This window comes from Pseudomonas sp. EA_35y_Pfl2_R111 (assembly GCF_963970955.1).
Lineage (GTDB): Bacteria > Pseudomonadota > Gammaproteobacteria > Pseudomonadales > Pseudomonadaceae > Aquipseudomonas.
Window position 1 is genome coordinate 88,773 of the sequence record NZ_CAXAOM010000002.1, and the last position, 12,219, is coordinate 100,991.

At 58.7% G+C, this 12,219-nt stretch carries 8 protein-coding genes; 2 read left to right on the forward strand and 6 right to left on the reverse strand.

Going from position 1 to position 12,219, the window contains the following annotated elements:
* Positions 1–22: 22 nt before the first annotated feature.
* From AACY25_RS09005 to AACY25_RS09020, 4 genes are read right to left on the reverse strand one after another with little or no spacing between them, the layout of a single operon-like run.
* The gene (locus AACY25_RS09005) at positions 23–367 is read right to left on the reverse strand and encodes a hypothetical protein (RefSeq protein ID WP_339523982.1); all 345 of its coding nucleotides are present in this window, start codon (positions 365–367) and stop codon (positions 23–25) included.
* A gap of 28 nt (positions 368–395) precedes the next feature.
* Entirely contained in the window at positions 396–1,439 is a 1,044-nt protein-coding gene (locus AACY25_RS09010; RefSeq protein WP_339523984.1) for an FUSC family protein, read from the reverse strand.
* Positions 1,429–2,559, reverse strand: a complete 1,131-nt coding sequence (locus AACY25_RS09015; RefSeq protein WP_339523985.1) for an HlyD family secretion protein — start codon at positions 2,557–2,559, stop codon at positions 1,429–1,431. The genes AACY25_RS09010 and AACY25_RS09015 overlap by 11 nt, the downstream gene beginning before the upstream one ends.
* A gap of 60 nt (positions 2,560–2,619) precedes the next feature.
* Positions 2,620–3,144 carry a transporter suffix domain-containing protein gene (locus tag AACY25_RS09020; protein ID WP_339523987.1) on the reverse strand — a complete coding sequence of 175 codons (525 nt, stop codon included), beginning with the start codon at positions 3,142–3,144 and terminating at the stop codon, positions 2,620–2,622.
* Between the two features lie 491 nt (positions 3,145–3,635).
* Between AACY25_RS09020 and AACY25_RS09025 the strand changes: the two genes are divergently transcribed.
* Both AACY25_RS09025 and AACY25_RS09030 read left to right on the forward strand, forming a co-directional pair.
* Positions 3,636–4,472, forward strand: a complete 837-nt coding sequence (locus AACY25_RS09025; protein WP_339523989.1) for a helix-turn-helix domain-containing protein — start codon at positions 3,636–3,638, stop codon at positions 4,470–4,472.
* A gap of 122 nt (positions 4,473–4,594) precedes the next feature.
* Positions 4,595–7,519 (forward strand): autotransporter family protein, encoded by a 2,925-nt coding sequence (locus AACY25_RS09030; protein ID WP_339523991.1) that lies wholly within the window; start codon positions 4,595–4,597, stop codon positions 7,517–7,519.
* Positions 7,520–7,635: 116 nt separating this feature from the next.
* On the opposite strand, the gene AACY25_RS09035 is transcribed toward AACY25_RS09030, so the two are convergent.
* Together AACY25_RS09035 and AACY25_RS09040 are read right to left on the reverse strand one after the other, a co-directional pair.
* Entirely contained in the window at positions 7,636–9,039 is a 1,404-nt protein-coding gene (locus tag AACY25_RS09035; RefSeq protein WP_339523993.1) for an efflux transporter outer membrane subunit, read from the reverse strand.
* Complete coding sequence (locus AACY25_RS09040; protein ID WP_339523995.1) at positions 9,036–12,215, reverse strand: efflux RND transporter permease subunit; 3,180 nt, start codon at positions 12,213–12,215, stop codon at positions 9,036–9,038. Before AACY25_RS09040 ends, AACY25_RS09035 begins: the two co-directional genes overlap by 4 nt.
* Positions 12,216–12,219 lie beyond the last annotated feature (4 nt).

Below are 12,219 nucleotides of genomic sequence, written 5' to 3' on the forward strand. Positions count from 1 at the left end.
AGGGGCCTGAACCTGTGGGTTGTTATGTGGCCCTGAAGCTCCAGACTATTTCCACCACGCGCACGGCCAGAATCAGGTAAAGCAGAAACAGGATGATCTGCAACGCAAGGTGATGACGCAGCTTGGCCAACCGGTTCAAGCCGTCACTGATGTTTAGTATTAGCAACAACGCCGACAGAAAGATCAGCCCCCACCCAGCCAGGGTTGAGCCCCAGAGCCCCATAAACAGTTGATGGTCGCCATGCAACGCATCGGTGCCAGCGGCAAACAGCAGCGCGCAGACCAACAGATTTTTGATGTTGTCGAAGATTTTTGCGCTTACATCTGCATCCAGTAGCGCCAGGTACTTGCTCCAAAAGTTGCGCATAAACGGCACCTGATTAGCAGCAGAGCGATTAATGGTTGGCGTTTCGCAGCTTGGGCCAGAACAGGCTGGCCATGCACAGGGCATACACAACCGCGAATAGGACATAGGCAATCCGCGTGGAAAACAGCTCAGGCGTTTCGCCCGGCAAGGGCGAAACGCCCAGGCCAAAGAGAATCAAAAAGGTCGTCAGCCCGCCGCCAAACACTTTGCCCGTCACGGCCCCCATTACCGCCCGTCCAGCAAACAGCAGGCTGACCAGCAGCAGGATAAGGACGACCCACAGCAGGTTGGGTCGTAGTTCGATCACGGCAAATGCCAGAGATGCAGCAACCCCGCCGAGCAGATTGATCACGATCAGCGCGGCTGCGGTTCGGCTGCTCATTCCCAGCTCAAACTGACTCAGCAACGAGGCGACGGTTATCGGTATGACCATCGCCGTGGCCAGGCGCGGGTCAATCAAGCACAACCCAACTATGCCCAGCAGAATCGCGCCACTGGCCATGGCCTGACGCATTACGCAGGTAAGCTCAGAACGCTGCAAAGGCGCAGGGGCTACCGGCGATCGGCCGATATCCGGAAATACTGCGTGAGCGCCCCAGGCAAGCAGCAGGCCGATGCTGACCGCCTTGGCCAGAACCAACACAATCGACTCACCGAGGTCACGTTGGAGGATGTCGAGCAGTGGCACCACAATCGCAATCACCAGCATCAACGCCGGCCCAGCGCCACCCACCTGCCGACCCTGGGCGAAAAAGCAGCTGAAGTAGCACAGCCACAGCAACGGCAGCAGCACTAACGGCCGGTCACCGAGCAGACCGGTGAGGAAGATCAGCAGCGCGCCAACCACAAAAATCAGCAACACAGTGCCCAACCCCTGACGCAAACCGGGTGGGCTGTAGCTGGCCAGTAGAAATTGAGTGGCGAATAGCGGCGCGAGAAACGGCAACACACTGCCATTGACCAAGGCTAGGCTGAAACCCACCGTCACTGCCAGGGCCACACGCAAACCCTGACGTTTGGCGCGCGCCAGCTCGTTTGACGGCCGGGCGTGCACCACAGCCTCAGTTGACATAGGTCAGCAAGGCTACAAGCCGCGCGGTGATTACGCCGAACATATTCGCCAGCGGGTTATCACCGGTGTAAATCACCACCGTGACCTGTGAGCCATAGCGCAGGCCTTTCGGGTAAGGCTCCAGCACCACCAGGCGCACGGGGAAGCGCTGCGGGTCGCGTATCCAGCCGCTCTGGTTGCGTACCGAGGGCAGGGCAGAAGAACTGCTGCCTTCATTGGCCACGCCCCAGCCGACACTCTCGACCCGCGCATTGAACACGCGCCCGGGCAATACGTCGAACACCAGCTCGGCGGTATCATCCGCCTGCACATGCTCAAGGCTGTTTTCTTTAAAGGCTGCGGAAATCCATACGGTGCCGGTGTCGATAAACGTCAGCGCGGGCTGGCCAGCGCTGACCACCTGGCCAACCGCAAGCTGCAAATTGGTGATAACGCCATCTGCAGGTGCCTTAATCTCCGTACGCACCAGATCAAGCCTGGCCTTTTCCAGTTGCGCGAGGGCTTGTTTGAACTGCGGGTTATCCGTACCCGTTGGGCCGAGCTCCTGACGCGCACGCTGCAAGTCAGCCTGCGCCTTGGCCACCGCGGCTTCTGCAGAGTTCAGCGATGCCGTGGCCTCATCCAAACGCGCCCGCGCATAGACGCCGCGTTCAACCAGCTGCATCACCCGGCGCGTTTGCTCACGCACATTGTCACGCTGCGCGCGGGCAGACACTGCCTGCGCCTGAGCCGCATCCACCGATGCGGTGTTGGCCCCCAATGCCTGACCGGTCTGTTCGAGGCGCGCTTCGGCTTCGGCAATGGCGATCTTGTAAGGCTGCGGGTCGATGCGAAACAACAGTTGCCCAGCCTCAACTCGCGCATTGTCGAGCACCGCGATTTCCACCACGCGGCCACCCACTTCGGAAGCCATCTGCACCACATAACCCTGCACCACAGCCTGCGAGGTAGAAGGGGTGCTGCGCTCCATCAGGATGGACAGCACAAACAGCACGGCAGCAACTAACACCACGATCAACGCAATGCGCCGCAGTGGGTTGGCTGGCGGGGCGGGTTTTTCGGTGGCAGGCGGCGCCTCGGCCAGGGGTGTGTTGTCAGGTTGCTCTACTGTTTCAGACATATGGATTCCCGTAAGGCAGATGAAGCAAGCGCAAAGATTGGCTCGGCAGTGCGAGGCCGATCAGGCAGCGTCTGGACTGCTAACCCGAGCGGTGCGGATAAACAGCGCGCGCAGCTTCTCCCAGAAATTGCCGCCTAAAACGAAGAAGCTGCCAATCAGCAAAGCATCGCCAAGCATCTGCAACGCCCAGCTATTGGGCCGCAGCCCAGGCGCGACGGCGTCGATATAGGGCTCAAGAAAGGATGAAATCAGCGGTAGGCAGAACATCACCACGCCAATACGATGGCGCAACGGACCGATCTCAGACTCCGAGCTCGGCACCATCGACGACATATAGCCGTAAATATGCTGCTTCAATTCCTGGAAACCCGCCTTGCCCATGATGGCGATAACCAGTAGCAGGAGAACTTTATTGAGAATAAACAGCGCCCCCGAAAGCGCAGCCACCTTGGACCCAGGCACATCCGCGGCTGCCGCCAGCGGCACCAGAAGCCACAAAGCCGGAATCAAACAGATAATCGCGATGCCCAACTTGAACCGCCAATGGGCGGACTTGGGCTGGGCTGTGTTCTGCTCTGTAGTCATGTGCGCGTACCTTCCCTTGCGATTATTGTTATTGGCCTAAAGCCCCCAAAACCATCAGCTAAATATCTAGCACAAAGCCAGCGCGGTAGAGCTTTATCAGGCTATGCCGGCTCTACCTGTGGCTTTTCTGTTCTTACGATGACTCACAGGCGGGCTACTGATACTTGTTTTCGTAGATTGGACATCCTCTTTCGTGTGGCTTTGCGCAGATGCATTGTTATGTTTCTATGAGCAACCAAGTCAGGATGGGCGAGAAGAAAGACTTATGCTCATTAAAAAGTTCGGGGCTTCTGGAAAAATACTAAGAAGAGATCACCGTACTGAAGGTAGTCGTGCGAATGGAATTAGCTCAGTACTCAGATGACTCAAGCGTAGCGCCCACCCCCACGCTACTATCGACAATAGTCGACGAAGCCTGCGTACAGGCTGCCTTGCAGCCCTGGATCGCGATGGAGTGCTACCAACTCGGGCAAGGGCGAGAGCTGGCGCTGATGGAGAGCCTGGATCTCGGCAGCTATCAAATCGTTCGCGAGTCACAGATGGCCGCGGTGCAAAAGCTGGGGAAGATGCCGGCGAACCTTTGCACACTGTCGTATTGCACACCGGATCCAAACTTCCGCTTTTCCGAACTCGGCGCCGATGAGGCCGATACCGTGTTCTTCATGCCTGAACACACCGAGTTCGACATCTACGTCCCCGCCGGTGCTCAAACGGCCTATGTCAGCTTTGACCAGCAAGCGTTTCTGGAAGATGCCCGTACGCTGAACCCGAGCCAATGGGAGAACACTCCGCAGCAACTGCAACAACTTCAAACGGCTCAGCAAGCGGCCCTAAAGGGGGCAATCAGTCAATGGTTCAACACAACGGCAGCGCTCAACGAGGCCCATACCGTAGTTGATGAAGGCTTGATGCATCGCCTGTTGTTAGAAAGCATTCTGCACGTCGCCACAACGTCCAAGATGCAAGAGTCTCAGCCCGCGCCGGTTGAACGCGCTAGGGCTTTTCACATATGCCGAATGGCCCGCGCCTTTGTCGAAGACAGCCTGACCATCGATGCAGTGCCGACCGTTACCGATATCTGCAGAACCATCGGCGTATCGGAGCGCGCCCTGCAATATGCCTTTCGCGCCTATGTCGATATGTCGCCAGTCAACTATCTGCGCCTGTGTCGCCTCAACCGCGTTCGCACCACCTTGCGTGTTTCAGACCCGCAAGCCACCACGGTCACAGCCGTGGCCATGCGCTTTGGCTTCTTACACCTTGGCCGCTTTGCCCAGGACTACCGGCAAGTGTTCGACGAGCCGCCCTCCGTAACCCTCGCATCCTGACACTGCCGGTATACCCCTCATAAAAATTACGTTTTCGCTGCATCTTTGCGGAAATCGGATAGCCATGTGCTGTTTGCCCTACTTAGGCTGAGAGAATTTTTTCGGCTATGGGGCAGAGAGCAATGCTGGAAGCAGCGATACCAAGTGAGTTCAGAAAAAAAGCGCTGGCCGCTGCCGTACGACAATTTATCGCTGCCGCCAGACAATGCAGGGTGTCACTCAGTAATTACCGGCTGACAAGGCGCACGCTGGTGGCAACGCTTGCCTGTGCAACCCCCAGCCTATGCACCGCCGCGCTTTGGGATAGCAATTGGAGTGCAGGCACGGGTGACTGGGCGACCGCGAGCAACTGGTCAGGAGCATTCGGTCCAATGGTCCCAGGGGAGGACGATTACGTTTTTATCGACAACGGCGGTACCGCACAGGTACAGACCACACCCAGTGATGTAGTGGGTTATCTTTTCGTTGGAAATCTAAACAGCGGCACGCTTGAAATTAGCAACGGCGCTCAATTGTCGAACAATGCTTTTCATACTATCGGTGTCGGCGTCGGCAGTAACGGTGGTGTGACAGTGGACGGTGTTGGCTCAAGTTTGTTACTTGAAGGCCCAAGTGCACGACTTATTGTGGGCTCTTATGGCACCGGCTCAATAACTATTACTAATGGCGGCACAGTAAGTCAGAACGTTAGTTACCTGTCTACCTACATAGGTGAATACGCGGACAGCAACGGTACGGTAACGGTAGACGGGGCAGGCTCTAGTTTAACCTACACTAATGCCAGCATTACTGTAGGCCACTCAGGCAGCGGTACACTTAACATTATTAACAATGGCTTAGTAAGTTTCCTCAGTGGCCGAGCTGTGTACTTGGGGAGCCTGAGCGGCAGCAACGGCACACTTAATATTGGCAATGGCGGTGCGGCAGGCATACTTAATGCGGCAGAAGTGGATGGGCGCTATGGCACGGCCACGCTTAATTTCAACCATAACGATGCTAATTATTTCTTCACCGATGACGGCACGTCACTGGGCGATACCGTCATCATTAGAGGCACAGCTTCGGTAAACTCCATAGGCAGCGGCACCACCTATATAAGTGGTAACAACACCTATACTGGCAGCACCAATATTAATAGCGGAAAACTAGTGGTTTATAACTCAGGAGCTCTGGGGAATAACAGTGCAGTTACCGTTGCGGCTGGCGCAATGCTTGAGTCTTTAGATAATCTCGCGATTGGTTCGCTAGCCGGTGGCGGAACAGTTAAGTTAGATACAGGATCTGGCGGTCATATATTAACGGTTGGCGGCGACAATACATCTACGCTCTTCAGTGGTGTAATTACGGATGACAGCTATTTAACTAAAATAGGTTCGGGAACCCTTACCTTATCAGGCATCAATAGCTATCACGGTGCAACCGTCATTAACAATGGCCGGCTTGTGGTAAATGGCTCCATTGCTAATTCCGGCATAACCGTCAATGCAGGTGGCGCACTGGGCGGTAGCGGTACTTTAGGCAGCATCACGCTCAATGGCGGCACCTTGGCTCCCGGCAACTCCATCGGCACAATGAATGTTGCGGGTAATGTGAACTTCGCTGGCGGCGTTTATCAGGTAGAAGTGGACGCCGCCGGTAATTCAGATCACATCAATGCCACTGGCAGCGCAACACTGACGAATGGCAGCGTGCAAGTTCTACCCGAAGCGGGTAGCTATGCACTTAGTACCGACTACACCATCCTCACCGCCGCTGGTGGCCTGGGCGGCACCACCTTTGGCAGTGTCAGTTCCAACCTGGCCTTCCTGACACCGACGCTGTCTTACGATGCCAACAATGTATTGCTCAACCTGAGCCGCAACTCGACTGAATATGCGTCAGTGGCCGAGACCGCCAACCAGGGCTCTGTTGGCACTGCGCTCGATACCTTGTTCAGTTCCGGTACGACAGAGGCTGATGAGCTGTTCAATAACCTCAATATTCTGAGTGCCGCAGGTGCCAACCAAGCCTATGACGCGCTCAGCGGCGTGCAACACACCTACAGCAATCAGATTGCCCTGCAGTCGCTGAATCAGTTCAAAGGGCTGCTGTTCGACCGTCTGCAAGGCAACAGCCAGTTTCTCGCCAGTAATGGCCAACTGATGCTGGCCTATAACGACAACGGCACAGTCACCGATGTGGGCTCGCAGTTACTCGGCAGCAGGCCGGTAGCGGATCGCGGCTGGTGGCTGCGCGGCACCGGCAGCTATGGCGAAATCGACGGCACAGCTAATGCCAGCGGCGCCCATTACAACGCCAGCGGTACGGCTACCGGTATTGATTTCAACCTGGATGACTCGATCACCCTTGGCGCCGCCTTCGGCTATAGCACCACCGGTGCCGGCGTGGAGCAGGGCGACCTTGAAGTCGACAGCTACCAGACGGCTTTCTACGGCAGGTGGCTGCTTGATGATGGCTATTACGCCAGTGGCATGGCTGGCCTTGGTTACCACGATATTGATGCCAAACGCGGCATCAACGTCGGTGTCTCCAGTAGCACCGCCAAAGCGGATTACGACGCCTGGACCGGCAACCTCGCGGTTGAAACCGGTCGCACATTTGCCCTTAACGAACGCACCCGAATCACGCCGCTGGCCGGCCTTGAATACGCCCATCTCAACCGTTCCAGCTTTACCGAGCGCGGCGCCGGTGCGGCCGACTTGCATGTCAGCAGCGACCAGCAGGACTCACTGCGTTCAGCACTCGGCGCACGCTTAGAGCACACCTGGGTAACCCGCAATGGCAGCCGCATTCAGCCCACGGTTGAGCTGGCCTGGTTGCATGAGTTTATGGATAACGAGGCCGCGCTACGCGCCGGCTTTGCCCCAGCACCTACGGCTAAGTTCAATGTCAGCGGCCCCGAGCTGGATCGTGACCGCGCCCGGCTTGGCCTCGGCCTGAATATGCAGGTGTCTGAAACTGCGTCACTGAGCCTGGGCTATCAAGGTGAGTTCGCCAGCTCCGACAACCGCCACGATGTATCGGCCACCTTCAAGATGGCGTGGTGAAGGACAGGACTTTCTACGGATTGCTTTGCCCATAAAAAAGCCCCACGGCAAGGAGCAACTGCCGTGGGGCGGGAAGTGGTTGGCAAGCCAACCGGGGGAGAGTCTGCAAACAGGTTCTAGGCGTTAGGCTGCCACCCGCCGCCGAGGGCTTTGTAGATGGCGACGATGCCGCGATACAGCTCGACTTCCGCCTGGGCCTGGGCGTCTTCAGCACTTAGGCGTTCGCGTTCGGCGTCGAGCAATACGAGGAAGTCCACTTCACCTTCGCGGTAGCGCACGCGGGCTTGTTCGGCTGCGGCGCGGCTGGCGTCGGATTGGCGTAGCAGAGCCAGTAGCCGCTGCTGGCGTTTACCGTAATCGCTAAAGGCGTTGGCGGATTCTTCCAGGGCCAGCAGCACCTGCTGTTCATAGTTGGCCAGTGCGCCATCGGCTTCGGCTTCGGCCCCGCGCATACGTGCACGCACGCTGCCCAGATCAAACGCCGCCCAGCTTATGGTTGGGGCAAGGCCCCAGGCTTGCGCTGCAGATGAGCCCAGCTGCGAACCACGCCCGGCGGTAAAGCCGAGGAAGCCGGAGAGGCTCACCCGTGGAAACAGATCCGCCGTGGCCACACCGATATTGGCGGTGGCGGCGGCCAGTTGCCGTTCGGCCGCACGGATATCCGGGCGGCGGCGCAGTAACTCGCCGGGGTCGCCAACCGGTAGTGCTTTGGCAATGGCAGGTAGGTCTTGAGCAGAGAGGTCCACACTCAATTGGTCCGGGCGTTGGCCGAGCAGGGTGGCGATGCGGTGCTTGGCGCGCTGCTGTTCGGCCTGTAGTTGCGGCAGGCTGGCTTCAGTGCCGGCCAGACGTGCATCGCTGCGTAGCACATCCAGCTGACTACCGACGCCGGCCTCACGCAGTTGTTCGGTAATGGCGCGGGATTCCTGCTGGTTTTTCAGGTTGTCGCGGGCAATGCGTTCGCGCAGTTGCGCGCCGCGCAGGCTGCCGTAGGCATCCACCAGCTCGGCGATCAGGCTGACCTGCAGTTGCTGATAGTCGGCTTCGGCCACGTCCAGTTCGGCGTCGCTGGCTTCCAGTTGGCGCTGAATGCGGCCAAACAGATCCAGCTCCCAGAGCATGTCCAGGCCCAGGTCATAACGTTCGCTGCGCACGCGTTGTTCAGTTACGCCGGGTTGCTGGGCTTTGCCGAAATCACCGCTGGCGCGGCTGGTGATGGTCGGCAGCTGATCGTTGCCGAGGTCATCACGGATAGCCTGGGCCGCACGCAGGCGGGCAAAGGCCACGCGCAGCTGGCGGTTTTCCTGCAGCGACTGTTCCACCAACTGGTTAAGTGTTGGGTCGTCGAACTGCTGCCACCAACTGACTTCGAAGCGCGAGCGATCGTAGTTGCTGCCTTGCGCTGCGCTCAGCTGGGCGTCCTCCGCTTGCGGTGCCTGGTAGTCTGGGCCGACGGCGCAGGCTGTCAGCGCAACGCTCAGCAGGCTGATGGCCAGCGGCTTGGCATTAAATGTTTTCATGCCTGCACCTCCTGCAAACGAGCCACTTTCTTCGCTTCGCGCTTCTCCACAAAAGCGCGGATCAGCACATAGAACACTGGGGTCAGCAACAAGCCAAAGAAGGTCACGCCGAGCATGCCGCTGAACACCGCGACGCCCATGGCGTGGCGCATTTCCGCGCCGGCGCCGGAGGACAGCACCAGCGGCACTACACCCATGATGAAGGCGAAGCTGGTCATCAGGATCGGCCGCAGCCGCAGGCGGCAGGCTTCCAGCACCGCGCTGACGCGGTCCATGCCTTCTTCCTGCTTTTCCTTGGCGAACTCGACGATCAGGATGGCGTTCTTACAGGCCAGGCCCACCAGTACGATCAAGCCGATCTGGGTGAAGATGTTGTTGTCGCCTCCAGCCAGGATCACCCCGGTAATGGCCGACAGCAGGGTCATCGGCACGATCAGGATCACTGCCAGCGGCAGGCTCCAGCTTTCGTACTGAGCGGCCAGTACCAGGAAGGCCAGCAGTACGCAGAGTGGGAAGACGAAGATCGCGCTGTTACCGGCGAGGATCTGTTGGTAGGTCAGGTCGGTCCACTCGAAGCTCATGCCGTTGGGCAGTTCTTCCTTGAGCAGCTGGGCAATCGCCGCCTCAGCCTGGCCAGAACTGTAGCCGGGGGCTGCCGCGCCGTTGATTTCCGCGGTGAGGAAGCCGTTGTAATGCATCACCCGATCCGGGCCGGAACTGGCGCTGACCTTGAGGAAAGCCGACAGCGGGACCATTTCACCACGGTTGTTACGCACCTTGAGCTGGCCGATCTGCTCCGGCTCCAGGCGGAACTGCTGCTCGGCTTGCACGTTGACCTGATAGGTACGACCAAAGCGGTTGAAGTCGTTGGCGTACAGCGAACCCAGGTAGATCTGCATGGTGTCGAAGATGTCGCTGATCGCCACACCGTGGGTCTTGGCCTTTTCACGGTCAATCGCAGCATCGATCTGCGGCACATTCACCTGGTAGCTGGTGAACACCGACATCGGGTCCAGTTCCGGCAGCTGACGCGCCTTGGCGATAACGTTCTGGGTCTGCACGTACAGCTCGTCATAGCCCAGGTTGCCACGGTCCTGTACCTGCAGGCGGAAGCCGCCGATGGTGCCCAGCCCCTGTACCGGCGGTGGTGGGAAGATCGCCAGATAAGCTTCCTGAATAGAACTGAGCTGGCCGTTAAGCTCAGCAGCAATGGCCCCGGCGGACATGCTTTCGTCCTTGCGCTGATCGAAATCTTTCAGGGCGACGAAGACGATGCCGCTGTTCGGGCTGTTGGTGAAGCCGTTGATCGACAGGCCTGGGAAGGCAATGGTGTTTTCCACACCGGGGTGCTTGCCGGCGATGTCCGACATCTGTTTCATCACCGCTTCGGTGCGATCCAGGGTGGCGGCATCCGGCAGCTGAGCAAAGGCCACCAGGTACTGCTTGTCCTGCGCTGGTACGAAGCCGGTTGGCGTCGTGGCGAAGCCCAGGTAGGTCAGACCCATCAGTCCGGCATAGACGAACAAGGCGATACCACTGCCGCGTAATACGCGCTTTACGGTGCCGACGTAGCCATGGCTGGCACGGTCGAATACGCGGTTGAACGGTGCGAACAACCAGCCACCGAACAGTCTATCGAGCAGTTTGGAGAAGCCATCCTTCGGCGCGTCGTGGCTTTTCAGCAACACGGCGGCCAGGGCAGGGGACAGGGTCAGCGAGTTGATCGCCGAGATCACCGTGGAGATGGCAATCGTCAGGGCAAACTGTTGATAGAACTGTCCGCTGAGCCCGGAGATAAAGGCCGTGGGGATAAACACCGCGCACAGCACCAGAGCCGTGGCGACGATGGGCCCGGTCACTTCCTTCATCGCCTGCTTGGTGGCTTCCACCGGGGTTTTGCCCAGCCCGATATTACGCTCGACGTTCTCCACCACAACGATGGCGTCGTCCACCACGATGCCGATGGCCAGCACCAGGCCGAACAGCGACAGCGCGTTGAGCGAGAAACCGAACATATGCATCACGGCGAAGGTGCCGATCAACGACACCGGCACGGCGGCGAGCGGGATGATCGAGGCGCGCCAGGTTTGCAGGAACAGAATCACCACCAGTACCACCAGGATGATGGCTTCGAGCAGGGTGTGAACCACCGCCTCGATGGAGCCACGCACGAAGATGGTTGGGTCATAGACGATTTCGTAGTCCACGCCCTGGGGGAAGCTCTGCTTCAGCTCGGCCATGCGCTCACGCACCGCATCGGAAATCTCGATGGCGTTGGAGCCAGGGCGTTGGAATACCGGGATGGCGACTGCAGGTTTGTTGTTGAGCAGCGAACGCAGGGCGTACTGGCTGGAGCCCAGCTCGATCCGTGCGATGTCTTTTAGGCGGGTGATTTCGCCGTTTTCACCGGCGCGGATGATGATGTTTTCGAACTCTTCCTCGGTGACCAGACGGCCCTGAGTGTTGATCGACAACTGAAAGCTGTTACCCGCATCCGACGGCGGCGCACCCAGCGAACCGGCGGCGACCTGGCGGTTCTGCTCGCGGATGGCGTTGACCACGTCCGTAGCTGTCAGGTTGCGCGAGGCCACCTTGTTCGGGTCGAGCCACACGCGCAGCGAGTAGTTGCCGAGGCCGAACAGTTGCACATCGCCGATGCCATCGAGACGCGCCAGCTCATCCTTGATATTCAACGCAGCGTAGTTGGACAGATACAGCATGTCGTAGCGGTCGTCCGGCGAGGTCAGGTGCACGACCATGGTCAGGTCGGGCGAGGCCTTGTCGACGGTCACGCCGAGACGCTGCACTTCAGTGGGCAGGGTCGGCATGGTTCGGGTCACGCGGTTCTGCACCTGCACCTGGGCTTTGTCCAGATCGGTGCCGAGAGCAAAGGTCAGCGTTAGGGTCATCTTGCCGTCGGCCGTACCCTGGGACGACATATAAAGCATGCCTTCCACACCGGTAATCGCCTGCTCCAGCGGCGAGGCAACGGTCTCACCTATCACCTTGGGGTTAGCGCCGGGGAAGGTGGCGCGGACCACCACGGTAGGCGGCACCACTTCCGGGTATTCGCTGATCGGTAATTGGAACAGTGAGATGGCCCCGCTGATCAGGATCAGCAGCGAGAGCACGGCGGCGAAGATCGGCCGCTGAATAAAGAATTGAGAGAAATTCATCGTC

What these genes read in the sequence shown, in the direction of transcription:
- AACY25_RS09020 (WP_339523987.1), bottom strand. Translation starts at nt 3,144, where the DNA reads ATGACTACAGAGCAGAACACAGCCCAGCCCAAGTCCGCCCATTGGCGG.
- AACY25_RS09025 (WP_339523989.1), top strand. Translation starts at nt 3,636, where the DNA reads ATGGAGAGCCTGGATCTCGGCAGCTATCAAATCGTTCGCGAGTCACAG.
- AACY25_RS09010 (WP_339523984.1), bottom strand. Translation starts at nt 1,439, where the DNA reads ATGTCAACTGAGGCTGTGGTGCACGCCCGGCCGTCAAACGAGCTGGCG.
- AACY25_RS09015 (WP_339523985.1), bottom strand. Translation starts at nt 2,559, where the DNA reads ATGTCTGAAACAGTAGAGCAACCTGACAACACACCCCTGGCCGAGGCG.
- AACY25_RS09005 (WP_339523982.1), bottom strand. Translation starts at nt 367, where the DNA reads ATGCGCAACTTTTGGAGCAAGTACCTGGCGCTACTGGATGCAGATGTA.
- AACY25_RS09040 (WP_339523995.1), bottom strand. Translation starts at nt 12,215, where the DNA reads ATGAATTTCTCTCAATTCTTTATTCAGCGGCCGATCTTCGCCGCCGTG.
- AACY25_RS09030 (WP_339523991.1), top strand. Translation starts at nt 4,595, where the DNA reads ATGCTGGAAGCAGCGATACCAAGTGAGTTCAGAAAAAAAGCGCTGGCC.
- AACY25_RS09035 (WP_339523993.1), bottom strand. Translation starts at nt 9,039, where the DNA reads ATGAAAACATTTAATGCCAAGCCGCTGGCCATCAGCCTGCTGAGCGTT.